General features: G+C 53.9%; 17 protein-coding genes. 11 read left to right on the top strand and 6 right to left on the bottom strand.

The genetic code is table 11. The features are described 5' to 3' along the window. Window positions 1–172: 172 nt before the first annotated feature. A complete protein-coding gene (locus tag FFS49_RS40235) occupies window positions 173–433 on the bottom strand; it encodes a PAAR domain-containing protein (RefSeq protein WP_226285527.1) in 261 nt (86 codons plus the stop codon). A 721-nt stretch (window positions 434–1,154) separates the two neighbouring features. On the opposite strand from FFS49_RS40235, the gene FFS49_RS40240 reads away from it, so the two are divergent. The 6 genes from FFS49_RS40240 (at window position 1,155) to FFS49_RS40265 (ending at window position 6,287) form a co-directional block, all read left to right on the top strand. Next, complete coding sequence (locus tag FFS49_RS40240; RefSeq protein WP_105816286.1) at window positions 1,155–1,598, top strand: hypothetical protein; 444 nt, start codon at window positions 1,155–1,157, stop codon at window positions 1,596–1,598. A gap of 118 nt (window positions 1,599–1,716) precedes the next feature. Continuing rightward, the gene (locus FFS49_RS40245) at window positions 1,717–3,330 is read left to right on the top strand and encodes a recombinase family protein (protein ID WP_105816271.1); all 1,614 of its coding nucleotides are present in this window, start codon (window positions 1,717–1,719) and stop codon (window positions 3,328–3,330) included. Further along, window positions 3,327–4,229, top strand: coding sequence for a ParB/RepB/Spo0J family partition protein (locus FFS49_RS40250; protein ID WP_105816272.1), 903 nt, complete (start codon window positions 3,327–3,329; stop codon window positions 4,227–4,229). Before FFS49_RS40245 ends, FFS49_RS40250 begins: the two co-directional genes overlap by 4 nt. Next, window positions 4,226–5,143, top strand: a complete 918-nt coding sequence (locus tag FFS49_RS40255; RefSeq protein ID WP_105816287.1) for a plasmid partitioning protein RepB C-terminal domain-containing protein — start codon at window positions 4,226–4,228, stop codon at window positions 5,141–5,143. Before FFS49_RS40250 ends, FFS49_RS40255 begins: the two co-directional genes overlap by 4 nt. 266 nt (window positions 5,144–5,409) lie before the next feature. Further along, window positions 5,410–5,742, top strand: a complete 333-nt coding sequence (locus tag FFS49_RS40260; protein ID WP_226285526.1) for an MbcA/ParS/Xre antitoxin family protein — start codon at window positions 5,410–5,412, stop codon at window positions 5,740–5,742. A gap of 257 nt (window positions 5,743–5,999) precedes the next feature. Next, window positions 6,000–6,287 carry a hypothetical protein gene (locus tag FFS49_RS40265; protein WP_105816288.1) on the top strand — a complete coding sequence of 96 codons (288 nt, stop codon included), beginning with the start codon at window positions 6,000–6,002 and terminating at the stop codon, window positions 6,285–6,287. A 32-nt stretch (window positions 6,288–6,319) separates the two neighbouring features. On the opposite strand, the gene FFS49_RS42835 is transcribed toward FFS49_RS40265, so the two are convergent. From FFS49_RS42835 to FFS49_RS40290, 5 genes are all read right to left on the bottom strand, one after another. Then, window positions 6,320–6,997 carry a hypothetical protein gene (locus tag FFS49_RS42835; protein WP_224756082.1) on the bottom strand — a complete coding sequence of 226 codons (678 nt, stop codon included), beginning with the start codon at window positions 6,995–6,997 and terminating at the stop codon, window positions 6,320–6,322. Window positions 6,998–8,223: 1,226 nt separating this feature from the next. Continuing rightward, on the bottom strand, window positions 8,224–9,219 hold the full coding sequence (locus FFS49_RS40275; RefSeq protein WP_105816275.1) for a TniB family NTP-binding protein: 996 nt from the start codon (window positions 9,217–9,219) through the stop codon (window positions 8,224–8,226). A gap of 12 nt (window positions 9,220–9,231) precedes the next feature. Continuing rightward, the gene (locus FFS49_RS40280; protein ID WP_105816276.1) at window positions 9,232–11,226 is read right to left on the bottom strand and encodes a Mu transposase C-terminal domain-containing protein; all 1,995 of its coding nucleotides are present in this window, start codon (window positions 11,224–11,226) and stop codon (window positions 9,232–9,234) included. After that, window positions 11,189–11,719, bottom strand: coding sequence for a TnsA endonuclease N-terminal domain-containing protein (locus FFS49_RS40285; RefSeq protein ID WP_308727925.1), 531 nt, complete (start codon window positions 11,717–11,719; stop codon window positions 11,189–11,191). The genes FFS49_RS40280 and FFS49_RS40285 overlap by 38 nt, the downstream gene beginning before the upstream one ends. Before the next feature lie 500 nt (window positions 11,720–12,219). Beyond that, window positions 12,220–12,648, bottom strand: coding sequence for a helix-turn-helix transcriptional regulator (locus FFS49_RS40290; protein WP_105816278.1), 429 nt, complete (start codon window positions 12,646–12,648; stop codon window positions 12,220–12,222). Between the two features lie 1,040 nt (window positions 12,649–13,688). On the opposite strand from FFS49_RS40290, the gene FFS49_RS40295 reads away from it, so the two are divergent. The 5 genes from FFS49_RS40295 to queC are packed head-to-tail and all read left to right on the top strand — an operon-like array spanning window position 13,689 to window position 18,837. Further along, complete coding sequence (locus FFS49_RS40295; protein WP_137910460.1) at window positions 13,689–14,624, top strand: hypothetical protein; 936 nt, start codon at window positions 13,689–13,691, stop codon at window positions 14,622–14,624. Between the two features lie 13 nt (window positions 14,625–14,637). Beyond that, complete coding sequence (gene dbpB, locus FFS49_RS40300) at window positions 14,638–15,753, top strand: DGQHR domain-containing protein DpdB (RefSeq protein WP_224756104.1); 1,116 nt, start codon at window positions 14,638–14,640, stop codon at window positions 15,751–15,753. Then, entirely contained in the window at window positions 15,750–17,045 is a 1,296-nt protein-coding gene (dpdA, locus tag FFS49_RS40305; protein WP_105816280.1) for a tRNA-guanine transglycosylase DpdA, read from the top strand. The genes dbpB (FFS49_RS40300) and dpdA overlap by 4 nt, the downstream gene beginning before the upstream one ends. Continuing rightward, a complete protein-coding gene (gene dbpB, locus FFS49_RS40310) occupies window positions 17,042–18,118 on the top strand; it encodes a DGQHR domain-containing protein DpdB (RefSeq protein ID WP_105816281.1) in 1,077 nt (358 codons plus the stop codon). Before dpdA ends, dbpB (FFS49_RS40310) begins: the two co-directional genes overlap by 4 nt. A 17-nt stretch (window positions 18,119–18,135) precedes the next feature. Next, window positions 18,136–18,837, top strand: a complete 702-nt coding sequence (gene queC / locus FFS49_RS40315; protein ID WP_105816282.1) for a 7-cyano-7-deazaguanine synthase QueC — start codon at window positions 18,136–18,138, stop codon at window positions 18,835–18,837. The last annotated feature ends 191 nt before the right edge of the window (window positions 18,838–19,028 follow it).

Genomic DNA, 19,028 nt, shown 5'->3' on the forward strand with positions numbered 1-19,028 from the left:
GGACCGTGAAACGACTCTACGCCGATGATAGTGCGGATTCCCGTGTGAAAGTAGGTAATCGTCAGGCTCCCTAAGCCAGAAACCCCCGCCCGAAAGGCGGGGGTTTTTGCATTTCAGCGACGGAAATGCGTGTGAAGCGGGCAAGGCCCGATTCATTTGAAATCAGAGAGCATCACTCGCTTGCCAAGAATTCTTGTTGGCTGGCGATCAGCGATGCGCCACATGCAGTCTTCATCCCGTCCAGCGCAACGGCGCGGCCTTCAATAGTGTACTGGCTGGAGCCCTGAACGATCGGGTACCAATGCGAAGGTGAGGGGTTTGGCCTTGCTCTCAAAAACTTCCACCAGGTAAGGTGCATGATGCGCACCCAACTTCTTCGGAAAATTTCACTAAATACGTCTTCAGTTTTCAGCTTTAGTGTCGAATTTTTCACTTATAGTGACATTCGACACTACGGCTGCAGAAGGTGGTAATTAGTGAAAAGTGCACCATTGATTTTATTGGAATTTTTCAATAAATCTAACGCGAGCATCAAGGCCCTGTCTCGCAAATAGTGAAAAAATTGGGCGAATGTGTCACAAAACTTGAAAGTTCTCGAGGGTGGGCTGGCGAGGCCCGTGGGGCAAGGCTCGAGGATGAGCCAGCGTTGCTGAAATGTAGTCCTGCGGCTGTCGCGTTATGACTTATCCGGTCTGGAAATTTGGCGACAATCCGCATAACGATTCCGAATCACTGCTGAGCCGGGTTCGGTGACCAGATCAAGTTCAAGCACGTCTCCAACTTGCCACCCCCGGGCCAACATCAGGTATCTGGAGAATCCCGTCGCCACTTCCATCAGGGGGCCCGAATCTCGATGATCAAGCGCTTCGCGGAAGTCACTTCATATCTCCATATGATTAGCGCGATTGACCGAGATGCGGCACGGATGTCGCGCCCTAAATACTACGATGCCGCGGGAAGCCGCCGGGAGCGCAATTGCATGCTACACCCGGTGCGTCGCGCCGACGGAGCGTCGATCTGGGCATGAATCGCACAAGCACCGCGAGCGGCGGAAAATCTGCGAGGGTGGGACGCCGCGTCCCGTGAGCTGGCTTCACATGACCCTGGCCCCGAACACGGCCGGCCCCACTTCGATTCCTCTGTGGAGCACGACCATGAAATCGGATCGGATCTGCGCTGGCTGCGGCGCACCTTTCACTCCGCTCTTACACATCCCGCATCAACGCTTCTGCTCGGCCAAGGCGTGCCAGCGTGCTCGCCGGCGCGCATGGCAGCACCAGCGCATGCGAGTCGATCCCGACTATCGCGAGAATCAGATCCGCGCCCAGGCCAGCTGGCGGGCCCGACATCCTGACTACTGGCGGCACTACCGCGATACGCACCCGGCCTATCGCGATCGCAATTGCACGATGCAGCGACGACGAAATGCGCAGCGCACTGCTAGTGCTGTTGCAAACATGGACGTGTGGCCGGCCCATCGCCCGCTGGCATCTGGGTTTTACATCCTGCGCAACGCGGTTGAGGCAGGCGTTGCAAAGATGAACGCGTGGACGGTGCACATCGCCGTGCTATCTGAGCCGAGGCCTGTTCCGGCGTGATTGCAAAGAGATGACGTGTACGACAAGGGTCTATCGCCTGCTACCTTGGCTGTGTACTCGCTCGCATTCGACGTCATTGCAAGGCGCGACGCGTTCGCCGATACAAATCCCCTAGTTGATGTCGGGGATGGCGCAGCGAGGGGCGGTTGCCAGTGGGAGCTGGATCGTGGACCTCGATTGCACATGCGAATCCGTTGACGAGCAGGCCTGCAGGATGCGGGCTGCTGAATACGTTCGGATGTCGACGGAGCACCAGCAATATTCGACGGAGAATCAGCGTGATCGCATTCGCGACTACGCTGCTCGTCGCGATCTCGAGATCGTGCGGACCTACGCCGACGAGGGTAAAAGCGGTTTGCGTATCGATGGGCGCCAAGCGCTGCAGCAACTGATCCGGGACGTGGAAACCGGCATGGCCGACTTCCAGGTGATCCTCGTCTACGACGTAAGCCGCTGGGGACGATTCCAGGATGCAGACGAAAGTGCCTATTACGAGTACATCTGCCGGCGCGCAGGCATCCAGGTCGCCTATTGCGCCGAACAGTTCGAGAATGACGGCTCGCCAGTTTCGACGATCGTCAAAGGTGTGAAGCGTGCAATGGCCGGTGAGTACAGCCGCGAGTTGTCAGCGAAGGTCTTCGCTGGTCAGTGCCGGTTGATCGAGCTCGGTTTCCGGCAAGGCGGCCCTGCAGGCTACGCGTTACGCCGGATCCTGGTGGACGAGCATGGCCTCATGAAGGGGGAATTGCAACGCGGCCAACACAAGTGCCTGCAGACGGACCGCGTCATTCTGATGCCGGGCCCGGACAGCGAGGTGCGTATCGTCAACCTCATCTACAGCTGGTTCATCAATGAGTCACTCAATGAGCACGAGATCGCCGCACGCCTGAACGGCATGAATGTTCAGACGGACCTTGGGCGTCCTTGGACTCGGGCGACTATTCGAGAGGTGCTGACCAACGAAAAGTACATCGGCAACAACGTCTACAACCGTGTGTCGTTCAAGCTGAAGAAATCTCGTGTCACCAATCCGTCGGAGATGTGGATACGCAAGGAGGGTGCGTTCGAACCCATCGTGCCGAGCGAAACGTTCTATACAGCGCAGGGCATCATGCGGGCGCGCGCCCGGCGCTACTCGAGTGAGGAGCTTATCGAGCGTCTGCGAAATCTGTACCGAAGCCGAGGCTTTCTATCGGGCGTCGTGATCGACGAAACGGAGGGCATGCCGTCCACTTCGGTTTATGTATATCGCTTCGGCAGCTTGATTCGTGCGTACCAGACGGTTGGCTTCACGCCAGGCCGTGACTATCGTTATATCGAGACGAACCGCTTCATTCGGCAACTGCACCCGGAGATCGTTGCCGAGACCGAAAAGAAGATCGCGGATCTCGGCGGATCCGTGTCGCGTGATCCGGCGACCGACCTGCTGACCGTGAATCGAGAGTTTACTGCATGCATCGTGCTGTCACGGTGTCAGGTGCGCGGCAACGGCCGTAACCGCTGGAAGGTGCGGTTCGACGCGAGCCTGCTGCCGGATATCACCGTGGCAGTCAGGTTGGACCAGAGCAACTCGACGGCGCTCGACTACTACCTGCTGCCGCACATCGACTTTTGGCAGCCTCGTATCAGCCTCGCGGACTGGAATCCGATCGAGTTCGAGAGTTATCGCTTCGACACGCTGGACTACTTATACGGTATGGCACAGCGTGCTCGGCTGAGGAGAAGAGCATGACTCAGCGTGAGCAGCCCGGTGAGGTTCGGATGATCCCCATCAGCCAGATCGAGGTGATCAATCCTCGCGAGCGCAATGGTCGCGTCTTCGACGAAATCGTCAGCAACATCAAGACGATTGGCCTGAAGAAACCGATTCTAGTCACGCCACGGGCAACGGCAAGTGGCGTGGAGAAGTATCTGCTCGTGTGTGGGGAGGGACGACTGAAGGCGTTCCGATCGCTCGGTGAAACGACGATACCCGCGCTGGTGGTGAGCGTGAGCGACGAAGACGCGTTCATTATGAGCCTGACGGAGAACATCGCGAGACGGCAATGCCGACCGCTCGAGTTGCTCGCCGGAATTCGCGAACTGCAGGAGCGCGGATACGCACCGAAGGCGATCGCCGAGAAGACGGGCCTCACGCAGCACTACGTGCAAGGGATCTTGACGCTTCTGCATCAGGGTGAGGAGCGACTCGTGATCGCAGTGGAGAAAGGCCGAATTCCGCTGAATGCAGCGTTATCGATTGTTGGTGCCGGCGACGACGATGAGGCGATCCAAGCGGCACTGCAGGAGGCATATGAATCGGGGAGATTGCGCGGGCGTCAGCTGATGGATGCTCGGCGCGTCATCGAGCGGAGGAAAGCGCTCGGCCGGACGGCGAATCGAAACATGACGCGCAAGGTGATGGACGTGACCACATCGAGCCTAGTCCGAACGTATCAGCATGAAGTTGAGCGGCAGAAAGCGATGGTGCGCAAGGCAGAGTTTACGCAGCAGCGGTTGCTGTTCATTGTCGGCGCCCTCAGGCAGCTATTTGCCGACGAGAACTTCGTCAACCTGCTACGCGCTGAGGAGCTGGCGACGTTGCCGAAGTATCTGGCGGAACGTGTATGGCCGAGCGGGAGTCCAGCATGACCGGCGTAGCACTTGGATTCATTCCGGAACCACTGTCCGTTCCGATCACGAGCATCCTGCCGTCACGGCGCACACCTGCCGGGATGATGATCTCGCGCAAGTTCAAGCAGATCAGAAGCTCCATCGAAGAGGTGGGCTTGATCGAGCCACTTTCGGTAACGCCGGTTGATCAGGCATCGGGCAACCACGTCCTGCTCGATGGGCATCTGCGATTGATCGCATTGCAGGAGCTCCAGTTCAACACCGTGTCGTGCCTCGTTGCCACGGACGATGAGAGCTATACGTACAACAACCGCGTCAATCGACTATCGACGATCCAGGAGCACTTCATGATCCGTCGGGCCGTTGAACGGGGGGTTTCCCCGGAGCGACTCGCGAAAGCGCTGTCGGTAGATGTCTCGCAGATCATCAAGAGGATGGCATTGCTGGATGGGATTTGCGCTGAGGCGACTGACCTCCTGAAGGACCGGCAGTTTTCACCGGAGCTCGCAAGAGCGCTACGCAAGATGAAACCGACGCGACAGGTCGAGTGCGTCGAACTGATGGTGGCAGCAAACAATCTGTCTGTCTCGTACGCTGAAGCGTTGCTCGTTGCAACGCCGGCCTCAAGGTTGATCGAAGGGAAGAAGCCCAAGAAGCTTGCGGGCGTAAGTCCTGAGCAGATGGCGAAGATGGAGCGGGAGATGAGCAATCTGCAGGGACAGTACAAGGTGGTCGAGCAGACTTATGGACAGGACGTGCTCAATCTTGTGCTGGCAAAGGGCTATCTGGCTCGATTGCTGGAAAACGAGTCCGTACGGATGTATCTGCAACAGAATCAGGCTGATCTGGTATCAGAGCTTGAGGTGATCGTTGATACGATCACTTTGGATCAAAATAGACTCGAGCCAACGGATCAAGCAGTAGAAGGATAAGTTTCGGATTCCATATTGAATCGTAGGTGCGTCTCAATTCACAAATCCGGTTTTGGGGTCGAGTGCTATGCCGACCGGCGTCGAAATTGGTTCATAAATTGTTTGCCGAGCTGGCCATCGATGCTAGCGGGTATCTCGGCAGATTGATGAGCTCGACGGTCGCGATCCTTGCTTACACGGACCGGTGTGTCTATGCTGGGGGTATCCAATCCCGTGTACCTCTCGGGTCGCCGTGTGACATCAGGTCAAGATTCGGGCTAGTTTGCGTGACAGCATTGAACTCGATCGATGCGAATTCATGGAAAGGCATTGAAATGGCTGTTAAGGATATGAGCGAAGGGAAAGATCAATTTCCCGACAACCATCAGCAAGACATCTCACCGGATGTAATGGACATGCTTACCGCCCAGGTTCAACGGATGGTTGACGAATCGGGCAATCCGGCAGGGTTCGACGCTCGATCGTGGCTAAGCGACTGGCTACGCACTCCGGTACCGGCTCTCGATAATCGATTGCCCATAGAGTATCTTGGCAACGCTGAAGGCATTGATCTAATTTCTCGGATCCTGGCAAGTGCCCAAACCGGCGCATACTGGTAAAGCGCCAATTCACGTCACAGCGCGACACAGCACGAGTCTAGCCACGCTTCTAGAAAGCGTCGACGAAAGGGGCCCGTCGGACAATAAATTGTTTCGTCTGCTATCTGCCCCGTCCTGATCACGAGCTTGTGCCGGCTTCTGAAACATCCTTTGCTTGTAGCGTGATGCGACCTGTCGACGATGCGCGAATTGGGTCATCTGAGTCTACTCACGAAGGTGCTACGATGCACATATCCCGCAACAAAAAGGGTATCGCTATGAGTGACGCAACCTTTACGTTTCGGGTTGATATTGTCCTGAAAACTGAGTTCTCTGCTGCGGCGAAGGCCAATGATAGAACGGGTGCTCAGCTCCTGCGCGACTTCATGCGGGACTACGTCGAGCAGCAACAAAAAACGGAGGAATACGACGCTTGGCTGAGCGCCAAGGTCGAACGGTCGCGTGCCTCCGCCGACACTGGCAATTTGGAGTCGGCTTCCAAAGTCGACTCCAAGTTCGCGGCGCGTCGTGCTACGGCACGTCGCCGGCTTGATACGGCGAAGTAATGGCATCCATTCCGGATGCCCAGAAGTTTATATCATTTCACATGTTCGGTCGCCATTCTCAATGGTCCTGCGGCATCTGAATCAACATCGAACAGATGACCTTGAAGGCACGTAGATGTTGTAGAGAGACCAGCAGAAATGTCGGAGCGGAGAAAGAAATACTGCCTGCTGCCATCAATTGAGGGGCCGGTGATAGGACGTGTTCCACTTTTGCCGAGCCACGATAGGGCGGCCTGGGTGGAGGTCGCATGCCGCATGGCTATCGACACGAGCGAGACATAGCGCTCCTCGAACTCGTGCAAATTCGCTTCGGACACAAGTTGGAGCATGCGCCCATTCTGCCTATATTTGGCGCTTTCCAGAATGCCGGATCGGATCAAGTGGTAGGCCACCTCTTCTTTGATGGCTAGCCGCCGTGCAACGGCTTGCGCGGTTAGTCCATCACTGGGAAGTTGACCAGCGTTGGCGATTACCCATTTCGTCTCAGCCTTATCGACAAGGAAAGCACAAATTCCCGGCATGCCGACAGCCCGCCCGACACAGCGTAGCTGTCCGCTAAGTACGGCCCTCATCACCACAAGAAAGGTATCGTTAGCGCGACATAGGTGGCGTAGCACATGTGCCATCGTCCAAGTTTCACTTTCGTTTATTATGCAATCCTGATCTATAGGGAGATTTGACAATCGATCTATTTCATCTCGAGGAATCATCCAGTTTCCTCGGTCGACCCGACAACGCGGATCGTGTCGTATCAAATTCACGTCTAGAAGAAGGCGCAATCTCCTCTTACTGATACAGAGCTGCTGGCTTGCCGATCTCAACGAGAGTGAACTATTTAACCTTGATGCGGCGCTAAGCACATTGCTTCGCTGAGCCACCAGAAATGATCGGCCAGATGGACTCTTTAGGACCCGGCCATCGAGGAAGCCGGTTTCAATCAGATGTCGTAGCTTCTGGCGAGAACGTCTTAATGTCGAGCGGATTTCACTCCCTGCTGCCACGTTGTGTGCCTCGAGTGTTCGATCAAAGCTCCGATGCCTGCCATCGATGGACCCGTACCAATGTCCGTTGAGATGAGATTCGAACTCTCTTCTGAGAAAATCGTACCGCCTGTCGTCAAGGACGCTGTACAGCACGTGATAGAGCGGACTGAACCGACGCCGGATACTGGTCTCGGGCTCTCTATCCAAATAGCTCCGAAGAAGCGCACGGAATCCATTGGGCCAGTCGTTCAATAGTATTGTGCATTGCTGGACGTATCTGGTTGCAACTCGAAGGTCATGCTGCCCGGCGAGAATGCCAGGGGTCGATTTCGCAAAACCAGGGATGACTGCCGAGAGCGCATACATCAGTTGCAATGTATTCAGCGATGATAGGCGCGCGAGTGGACCGTCCAACGCGCTGCTTCCAGGAATTCTCCGATAGCAAAATTTCATGATTTTCACCACCGAATCGTCTGCGATGTCGCTCGGCATATCGGCAAACGCTCGTCCGCAGTCGCACGCGAGGAATTTTGCGGACGAAGGTGGCTGAATTTGCCCACAGCGGTCACACGTCTCGCGGAGCATTACGTGATGATGGGGACAGGCTACAACGAGTTTGAAGGACCACGCGGAACGCATGTAGGGCGCGTCAAGTAGGCACGCAGGACACCATCGTTGCCGCTGGTAGTTGGTCCACGTGCGAATATGAGACCGTTGGGATGTCGTGCCGCCGCTAACCCACTTCGGCCATGGGACATCAGCTTGCGTCAATTCGGCTCGCGTGCATCCACAAAGCATGGCCAGATTCTCGACCGTGCACTCTAGATGAGACAAGGCACCGCAAAAAAGTTGGCGGCTGCTTTGGTATCCGTTGAGGGATGCTATTCGCCTAAGATAGTCGCTTGCGCTCTCGTCCGGATAAGGACGAGAGCGCACGGGTAACCGAAATGGACTCATGCGTCCCTCCGCTTCGAGTAACTTTTAACAGGCCCCTTCTTGCCAGCGAGTCCGCTAAAGAATGGCTCACCCGCTTTATCTAAGCGACGGAAGCAGAACATCGGATTGAACGGATTCAGGGCGCCGATTCCCTCATCCCAAATCTCTTCCGAAAACGTCTGCTCGAGAATGCCGACGTCAATCGTTGTCATCGCTCCTCGTAGAGCGCGCTCGAGTCCGCCGCTAAAAAGCTTGATCAGGTAGCTGATACGGCCGTCTGTTGCACAATGTAGTCGTTCAAGAACTTCGTATGACTGAAGATCTAGCGAACATTTGACCGGAAGATTGTCATTCAACGTTGCCACCAGTCCGACAAAATCTTCAATCTCAGCGGCCGTCGTGATGCCCATGTTCTCGAGAGTGAACGTCGAGCTGAAGCGCCGACGTAACTGCTCGTTGGTCTGAAGCAACAACTTCGATCTCGGAGCCCCAAATAGTGCCATCGGCCTACCTGACGCATCGAACAAATTCTTGATCCAGTCGCCAACTTTATACAGGCCGGGGGCTCTGCTCCTGTCCAGCGTCTGTTGAATTTCGTCAACAAGCGTAAACTCGACGCCGCATTGCTTCATCAGCGTCAGGAGGCGGTGGGTTCGAGCTGGAGTAGTTCCATGGAACGGCGCTGGATCATGCAGAACTTGAAGTCCGGTCGACACCACGGCGGACGGAGTTGGATTTTCCGGTAGGCTGATGTAGAGCACAGGGACAATGTCCCGATCGTCGCGCGTAAGGGACGGATATTCTTCTCCAATGAGTTTGCACAGCGTCGACTTTCCAGTTCCAGTGTCTCCTAGAATGACTAGAGATTTTTGATGGCCGGTTTCTCGATAACAATCTAGAAGGTATTTGATACGTTTGTATGCATGATCGAATTCTGGAAACATGATTGTTTGAGATTCGAATTTTGCAATTAAATCGTAGTGCGAAGTTGATTTTTTACGATCGGCGGACATAAAACCTCCTTGTCATAGTGAGCTACGTGGGCGGCTCTCAAAACGTTTGGGTGCTTTCGGCATGACCGTTTCGCGTTGGACTTTGGGTTGCGAAGGCTGTACGCTCACGAGCTGATGTAGATTTCCGGTTGGTCGATCGCCGCTAACTCCCAGCGTTTTGGCGGCCTTGCGACGTGTCCGCACGCTGCGGGAGGACAATAGCTTATCGATGGACTCCATGAGTTCAATACGAGCTTGCATGAGGTTCTCAAGCACACAATCATTCTTCTGCTGTTCAAGCAGCGCGGCCCGAATCAGCTTGTGTTGTGAGAGTCTGAGGCCGTTGGCATACTCGTAGAGGTTCGCACGTACGAGTATGCGATCTGAGGAATCCGGGGCCCAGACCCAGATTGTTCCAATGTCATCCGGGTCGTATGTCACTCTGACCGGTATTCCAGGACCATACGTATCGATGATCGGTTGCAGATCGTCACTGGAGTAGTACAGATAGTGTAGATGGATGCCGCTTTTTCCTAAGCGCCGTTCAGTCTCTAAGCCAAGGTTGACGGCGATATCTTCTGCTCGCGGTGGAAGCTGCAGTTCTACGTTCAATTCACCTTCACACCATTTCTGCCATGGAGTCGTACCTATCATGCGATGCGGTGACTGCGCGTATATATCTAGGATCCATTTCTCGAGAGCATGAGTAAATTCGTCGACCGTGAATACCGCATGCTTCAGGGGATCGTAGTCTCCGCGCTGATAGAACTTGGCGAAACTAGTGCCAGGTAGCTTGTGCACGAACCCGTAGTTGAACGTCTTGAGGAAGCGTTCGATTGCACCTTTAAATCGAGGTTGCCGAGGCGGGCAGTACAGAATTCTTATTCCTAAATCGAAGCATGCCGCCTTGAGCGAGTCGCTGTGAAACTCCGAGCCGTTGTCGCATACAAGACAGTCTATTCTGCCGTAGGGTCGCCAGTGGTGTTTGACGGTAAGGCCGGGCATCACTGAAGCGCAAGGTTTTTTCGGCAGGATCGCGTTTTTCAGGGCGCGCATAACGGCCAGCGTCGACGCATCGTCATAACCAATTGAGTATCCCAATGGCATTCGACTAAACTTGTCCAGGAGCATCGTGACCGTGGGCCGACCGCAGGGTAGTCCCGTTCTGTCGTCGACAAGGAAGACATCGACCGGTGTGTGGTCGATCTCAACGCGCTCAAGAATGTGGGTAACGGGTACCCCGGTCTTCGTGATCTTGAAGCGCCTGTCGGCGCTCGCTTTCCCCTCCTTGAGAATAGCGACGTCGTATTCATCGACTCTGTCGAACAATCGATACAACGTGGACTTGCTTGGGCACCGTAGGTAGTCACATAGAGGTCGGGAGAAGTTTTCGAGTTCGAGTTTTTTTTCTAACCGTGTCTCCACGTCACCGATCGACCACGCGGGTTCCTTGTCGGCGGCTTCAACGAGGCTTTCCATGAACAGGTCGACGACACGTGCGTCGGTGCGCGGACGTCGCGGTCCACGTAAGTCAGTGCGTGGAACGAGCGACCTTGTATCTTTTGAGCGACGATAAGAACGGTACCAGCGATACACAGACGACGGGCTTGGCGGTGCGGGATCACCGTCGCCGTTGGCGCTTCTGTATGACTTAGCGAACTCTTTTATCAACGGAGCAAGTGTCTTCGGAGTCAGAGCTGGCCGGCCATACTCCAGGAATTGATCAACATAGTGTTTCCGACGTAGTGCGTCTTCCTGCAACTTGGGGCTGAGCTGGGAAAAAGGCCGCCCGTATCGAAGGAGTGCGTCCTGCTCGTTGGTCACAGCTTGGCCATGGTTGACCCCGTCAGCGACAACGATTCGATTCGCCACGTAAGCATCGAGCAACTCTTGCTTTGATGTTTGGAGCAGCTCACCAGTGACCTCGGCGTCTAGAAAGACTTTGCCGTCGTCGAGAATCCGTGCGATACGAACCGGGGCGCCGTCGAGCCTAAAAGCGGCGTTCAGCTTCAATGAAAAACCACGCATTTTGATTCTCCGTATGAATAAAAATGTCCGTAGTACTATTGATTTCACTATCGAGAGAACATGTTAGGTATCCAAGCATCAGAAGGCCGGATACGGCGCTGCGACCAATGACGCTTACCGCATCGTCGAAAGATCGAACGTCGTTGACATGGAGGAGACGGAGGGCGCGACGAATCTCGTCACAGCTCATAGGAGTTAGTGGAGCGCTGCGCCAGAGCCGACGAAGGTTGCTGAGACGAGGTTTCTGCCGGATCGACTTATCCGTAAGGATCGTGAATGCCCGGCCGGTGCGATCGAGATGCGCTTCGATGAGATCAAATTTCCTGCGCGTCGGTGGCGCGTTCAGTCGGCTTGCCGGCTTGATTTCAACAAGGATGCGTTGGCCAGAAGCGGTTTCGATCTCGTAATCGGGCGTATATTTTCGGGTCAGATCGCCGTCGGGATAATAGACTTGCTCGGGCTGCTCCCTGTAAGACCTGACCAATGGAGACATCTCGAACAATAAAACGGCATCGCCTTCAAGTGTCTCCTCGTGTGCAACCTGGCGGCCGTTCTTGAACGAAGGGAAAAGCCCTCGGACGAACGGGCCTGATCTTGTCGCTATGTCTCGAACCGGTCCATCCGTGGGGGCAACCGGTTGCTTCGGTCGGACTGAACGGGAGCGGTGTACCTCTCGAAGCTTGCTACGCGATATTTCGAGATGGAATAACTTGCCGAGCCTCTTGCTGGCATCTGGCCTACGAGGTGTCGTCGTCTTTCTCATGATTCAGGGCAAAAGAAAGGCTGTCCGCTCGGACAGCGGATTCAAAAAAAAGCACCAATTTGAGGGCGTAGTTACATCCTGCCGTGGGCGTTATCCACAGCAAACCGGTGCGATGAGCCCGAAGGACGGCTTGACGACGAGGGGGGAGGAGAAGACACTCACGAGCGTGACCACGGAGCAGCGTTCAGCTCTCCACCAAGCGGGGCAGACCTTCGGGTTTGTTCCGCTTTTTACATTTCTGTGCCCTCCTTGTCTTTTCTCATGACGCGGCCGAGCACTGGTCGATCACCGAGCTTGACGGGGCCTCTGCGCCACGTCTCAATCAACTGCCTCATGACACGGATCTGGGCATCGCTCAGTAGATCCAGCTCTCTCCAAAGCTCGCCGCACAGGCGATATGCATCCGATGAAGCTGTTTGGGGAATGGTGTAGTGACGTCGAGATGCTTCCAGCTCGCTCAGTAGGCCGGCGAGCTCATCGGCAGAGAGCCGAAGATATCTTGCGAGTCGGTCAACGAAGTCGCGGGAAGGCGGCCCCTTTATCCCAAGTTCCAAGGCAGATACGTAGCTCTGTTCGAAGCCCATCGCTTCGGCCAGGTCCTTTTGGCGCACTCCGTAACGGAGTCGCAGCGCCCGAAGTCGTTCGGAAAAGGGACTCAATGCTTTCCTCGGGTGAGGTCGTTGGAATCACCCGGAAATGATAGTTGAGCAGTAAAAAAAGTGAAGGAAATGTGATTTCTTGGTGGAATTATCGTATTCACACACATATACGATAAATTTTTGACAGATATTGGATAGCCGAATCCCAAGTCCAGGCTTGCGGCGCAGCGGTGGATCGTTCCTATTTAACTAACGTTGAGCAGGACGAGAGTGTGCGCATTTGCGGGAGCAGTTTAGAGGGATTGCACTAAATTTTGGGCGTGATAGGGTCGAGCGCCAGATTTGCAGAGGATTCAACAATCTGGTCGAGGGTTGTGGCGCGGACGAGAGCGTTCACTTTTGTATTCGTCGATCGGCCCAGGTGCGCGATGTCGGCTGTCGACAACTGGTAGTGTGTGCGGTCGATGAAAGACCGGATATAACGTAGTAGTAAGCCATTGCTGAACTCGTGTCGTGTAGTTTTTATAATGCATCTTGCACTTTGATGCGAAATATCGTCGTCAGAAAGGCGTCTAATTGCAAAAAATATTGCGCTAGTTTTCCGATTGTAGTTCGACAATTTTCTCGCCTACCAGTTCGACCCTCACCGCGGAGCAACACGTTAAGAGAGGTAGAGAAAGGCGAATCGCAGTCCGGCGCTGATATGCGAGTGTGTCCGATCTAGAAAAAAACGCGGAGCGGGCATTGCCTTTCTACTGCGTCATTTTGCCGAATTGATGAGCAAGCACCGTGCGATCGTGCCCGAAGAGCAGTCCTCGATCGCGCGTCGCATCACATGCTTGGCGAAAGCCATCGCAGGACCGTCAAATCCGTATGCGGCGCATTTCAGTGCCTTTGCCGTATCTTCGTTAAGGATTTGGAACCCTGTCCCCGGGGCCGTTCCAGCCGATCTTCGTCAGCATCGTTGCGTCGGAGCTACACTTCGTCGAATCAGGTCGCGTATCTCGCTGTAAACATGGAGTTTTCCCCAGAAACCGCAGCATTGTGCGACAATGATGTCTGCAGTTTTCCGACAGAAGTTTTCTATACTTGGTGCAGTTATGGCACGAAAGACGATAGTTGTGACCAACTGCACCAACAGAAAGCGTGCAGGTGGCGCCAGCGTGGTTTTCTCAACGGTCGAAGTGAGTGGTCCGCTCACGTCCGTTGCCGCATGTTGGGCAAGAGCCGTTCGCAAAACTCGTCCGTCGGGGCTGGCTCAGGATGTCTATATGGGTCGGGGCTTTGCCGAGGCGCGGCGTGTAGCGGTGGCATTGGACAGTACGCTGCATATCATTTCGGCTGGACTCGGTGTCGTGAGCGCTGCTGAACCGATCCCGTTGTACGACCTGACCGTCTCCAGCGGCGCCAACTCATTGGCACCTCTGCTCGCTCAACTCGGGAACGAACCGAGTGACTGGTGGGCAGCATTAACCGCTGAACTGGGAGCGCAACGTTCCGTTCATGCAATGCTGGATAGGCATCCAGGAGCTATGGTGCTTTTTGCATTGCCGGGAAGCTACGTCGCCCTGATTGCTCAAGATCTGGCTTCGCTAACGAAATCCCAAATCAATCGGATTCGCATCATTACATCGAGTCACGGTCAGGTGTACGTACCTGACAACGCTCGCCACATTGTTCTGCCTTATGACGATCGATTGGAAGGGTCTTCATATGCGGGCACCCGGGCTGATTTCCCACAACGGGCGCTACGTCATTTCGTTGAAGTATTGAACGGGCACCAACTCTCAGTTGAAGAAGCAAGATCGGCTGTAGCGGGTGCGATGTGTACATTAAAGAGGCCAATTGCTCCGGTGCGCGACAAGAAAACCGATGCCGAAATTCTTGAGCTTCTGCGTACGAACTGGGGCCGGTTTGGCGGAGCATCTACCCACTTGCTGCGTTACCTTCGTGATGAAGCAATGGTTGCATGTGAGCAAGGGCGATTCCGTGCCCTTTGGAGCGATCTTCGGCAAGAGTTCGCACTAAAGGGGTAAATCAGATATGGCAATGAAAGAGATTGTGGTGCGCGCACTACGCACGACCCAGGGTGAAGGGCTGGATGTATATGCCTTCTTCATTCAGGGTTCCGATATCGTGAAAGTTGCCGATATATCCAGGGTAGAGCGTAACGAATCGGATGCGCTCAAGGGATTCCAGCGCCCGGAGATCCGAACGCACGTTAAGGGAATTGTCGATTATTTGAACCAAGGCAATGTATTGTTTCCTAACGCGATCATTCTGGCCATGTCGCCCGCAGTTCATTTCTCAGCGGCTCGCGGAACGAAGCCGACTGGGGATCAGGGTATCGCGCAGGCAGGCACACTGACAATTCCCATCTATGCAGAAGGACAGCGGGTCGCCTGGATCGTCGACGGCCAACAACGCTCGTTGGCTTTGGGGCAAATAGGTGTCAAGAGTATTCCGGTACCAGTAGTCGCCTTTGTGTCCGATAGCCTGGAGATTCAGCGCGAGCAGTTTATTCTCGTGAATAAGGCTCGACCACTTCCGACGAGATTAATTAATGAGCTTCTGCCGGAGACGCGCAGTATCTTACTGCCTCGCGAATTAAGTGCGCGCAAGGTCCCATCAGAGATATGCAATTTGCTTAATCGCGATCCCGAGTCGCCCTTTCACAAGTTAATAAAGCGCATCTCCGAGAAGGACAGTAGCACCAGCGTTATTACTGATACTGCGGTGATCGCGATGATACGCAACAGCATGAACAATCCGTTAGGCGCGCTTGCACCCTACAAATCTTCTGGTCGCGAAGGCGTTGATGTCGAAGGGATGTATCAGGTGTTGCGAACTTACTGGTCGGCTGTTCGGGACGTATTCCCAGAAGCATGGGGTACAGACCCGAAACGTAGTCGCTTAATGCATTCGGCGGGCATCGAAGCAATGGGCGTGTTGATGGACAGGATTTACGCCCGCCTCTCTGGACACGGCGAAGACTACAAAACGGTTCGCAAAGAATTGGAAAAAGTTGCACCTGCCTGTCGTTGGACTAAGGGTACATGGGAAACATTGGGCGTAGCTTGGAATGAGATCCAAAGCACACCACGCGATATCAGGAAACTTCAGGACGCTTTGGTTCGAGCCTATACCAGCACGATGAAACAATGAAATTTCTCTATTCCGACACTCAGGATTATGTCGATCCCGAATACGATTTTATTAATGATCGTAATGCTCCGGGCCGCCGTCGCTACTGGGACGATGCATATGCGCATGAACTTATGAATCCGGCGCCGTACGACGGATTACTCGTATCGATGAGCGCGGTTCGACAAGCGGTGGGAATTGCTAATTCCAAGGTGCGATATTCGACTGCTGAAGAGCAGCGACTATTGCGTGATGGTGTCCGCAAATTTTTACGGTATGGTGGCCCGAAGTTTAAAAATGCAATGATCATGGGTGACTGCGGGGCTTTTGCATACGCGGACAGTAAAACTCCCGCATATCCCCCGCAAGAAGTGGTGGAGTTCTATCTAGACGCAGGTTTTACCCACGGGGTGTCACCTGACCATATCATTTTTGATTGCTTAACTGAAAACCCTCCTGCAAGCGAAGTGGGGTCGGGTATTCTCGAGCGATTCGATATCACCCTCGCAAATGCCCAAGAATTTCTACGACTCACTAAGGCTGAGGGTCACCCATTCGAACCTCTCGGCGCCGTTCAAGGGTGGTCGCCTCGGAGTATGGCCGACGCCGCAGTTCAGCTAGAAAAAATGGGGTATCGCTATTTGGCGATCGGAGGTTTGGTTCCGCTGAAGGTTGATGTTATCAAGCAAGTTCTCAGTGCACTGCGGAGTGCCATAAAGCCAGAAACGAAGATTCATCTTCTCGGTTTCGCGAAGGCTGACAGTATTCATCAGTTCACAAACTTCGGTATTACAAGTTTTGATTCTACCTCGCCGCTTATTCGTGCGTTTAAAGATGCAAAGGCGAACTATTACATGGCATCCCCTGGTGGCGGTTTGGACTATTATGCTGCCATACGTATTCCGCAGGCAATGGAAAATCCCCGCCTAATGCAAGGGATCAAGCGAGGTATTTTTGATGCGGAAGACTTGCAGCGCCGTGAAGAGAAGGCATTGGCCGCGCTGAGAAAATTCGATGGCGGAAATGGAAAGAAAAAAGATGCCCTTGAGGCAGTAATGGATTATCAGCGATTCCTAACTCTAGGTGACGGGCGTTCAATTGAGTACCACGAAAAGGAACTCAAAAAGATGCGATCACTCGTAGAGCGCACATTGGAAGATGCTCCGTGGAAGCGTTGTCGCTGTCCAATCTGTAGCCAGGCTGGTGTCGAAGTGATCATCTTTCGATCCAGCAATAGAAATAAGCGCCGTGGGTTTCACAACTTGGGCGTGTATCACAAACATGTACAACATATTTTGGAGAATCATAAGTGAGCGTCTATCGATTTAAGGCTATTCGGGCGTCACAGGCTCCTGAGCATGATGTGTTCACATTTGCGGCGACTCCGGAACAGATCTGGAATTTCGCGGAAATTGAGCGAGTTGGTCGTGAGGAAAATGGGCAATTGCGTGGCTTTCAGCGTCATCAGATCGCGTCTCACATAAAGGAAATCCGAGACTACCTGCGGCGAGACGATGCCCTTCTTCCGAATGCATTGATCGTCGCTTTCATCGGTGGCGTCAAAATTAAAGATAAGGGTGACGGGGTCGTCGATATCGAAATTAAAGTTGGGAACGAAAAACCCGGTTTTGTTGTGGACGGTCAACAGCGACTTAGTGCTCTGTCGGGCCTCGCAAAATCTGGTTTTCAAGTATTTGTGTCCGCGCTTATCTGCAAGGATTACAACGAACTGCGTCAGCAGTTTGTATTAATCAATAATACGCGCCCACTTCCGAAGACATTAATTTACGAACTGCTTCCGACGGTCGAGGGGCTTCCTGAGCGTTTTACTACCCGAAAATTCTCGGCGCGTATTGTTGATCGTTTGAATTACACGCGGCGATCTTCGCTTTATGGTGAGATCCGACAGCACACCAATCCAAAAGGTGTTCTTAGTGATACCGCGATGCAAAAGCTGGTCATGAATTCTGTATCGGATGGTGCAATTCGTGAGTTTATTAAGCATGATGATTACGAAGATCGGGCTTACGATATAATTAATTCATTTTTTGGGGCGGTGAAATCGGTCTTTGGGAGTGAGTGGGTTGGGATGACTCCAAAAACATCGCGCTTGCGTCATGGAGCGGGGATTGTGGCAATGGGATTTGTCATGGAATTTCTTTACTCAAGTGAAGGTGTAACTACTCAGGCGGAATTTGAAAGTCACCTTAAACTGTTGAAGGAATATACGGCATGGACTAGCGGTCAGTGGCGGCTTGCTCCATATGACGAGCGCCCGTGGAATGGAATTCAAAATACGCCGAGCGATATTGATCTGCTCACTAACTACTTGGTTCGATCTATGAAGCGCGCTGTCCGTAAGCCACGTCAAGTTGCCAACTCTTGAGTTGCACGAGGTACATCATGAAATCTCACGCATTGGTTTTGTTCTCTGGCGGTCAGGATTCGACAACTTGCTTGGCGTGGGCGCTAGATCGCTACGAGCACGTCGAGACTATTGGTTTTGATTACGGGCAGCGCCACGTCGTGGAACTTGAGTGCAGAAAGAAGGTGCTGTCCAGCCTACGTGAGCGATTTCCACGTTGGGGTGGCAAACTCCACGACGACCACATGCTAGATCTTTCGATTCTTGGCCAGATCAGTGACACGGCACTCACACAGGGTAAGGCCATTGAGATGGAAGAGAATGGACTGCCCAACACGTTTGTGCCGGGACGAAATCTATTGTTCTTCACGCTTGCAGCTGCTGTGGCATATCGTCGTGGTCTTGAGGTATTAGTTGGAGGAATGTGCGAGACGGATTTCTCCGGCTATCCAGACTGCCGGGACAATACTCTCAAAGCGCTGCAGGTCGCCATTGCCCTTGGCATGGATCAGCCGGTCATTATCGAAACGCCGTTGATGTGGATCGGTAAGCATGACACTTGGCAAATGGCTGCAGATCTAGGCGGGTCCTCGCTGGTTGACCTTATTCGGGACGAAACCCACACATGTTACCTAGGCGACCGGACACAAAATCATGATTGGGGTTACGGATGCGGTCAATGCCCAGCGTGTGACCTTCGGGCAAAGGGATATCGCGCTTTCGTAACGAGCAATGGATAACGGCACTCCAAGTCACCGTGGGGCTTTGCGGTCGATTGCGGGTCGCCCATGCGACGATGCAATGGGCGGAGCTCAAAGGTATGCGATCCGTTAACGACGTCCTTGTCTAGAAATCGCTTCACTCTGATGCTACGTGTCCACGTGGACAGCTGGTATCAGAGTGTATGAGTGAAAAACGAGACCTGCGTAGC

The organism is Burkholderia sp. 4NA327C6 (genome assembly GCF_005502655.1).
Classification (GTDB): domain Bacteria; phylum Pseudomonadota; class Gammaproteobacteria; order Burkholderiales; family Burkholderiaceae; genus Burkholderia; species Burkholderia contaminans.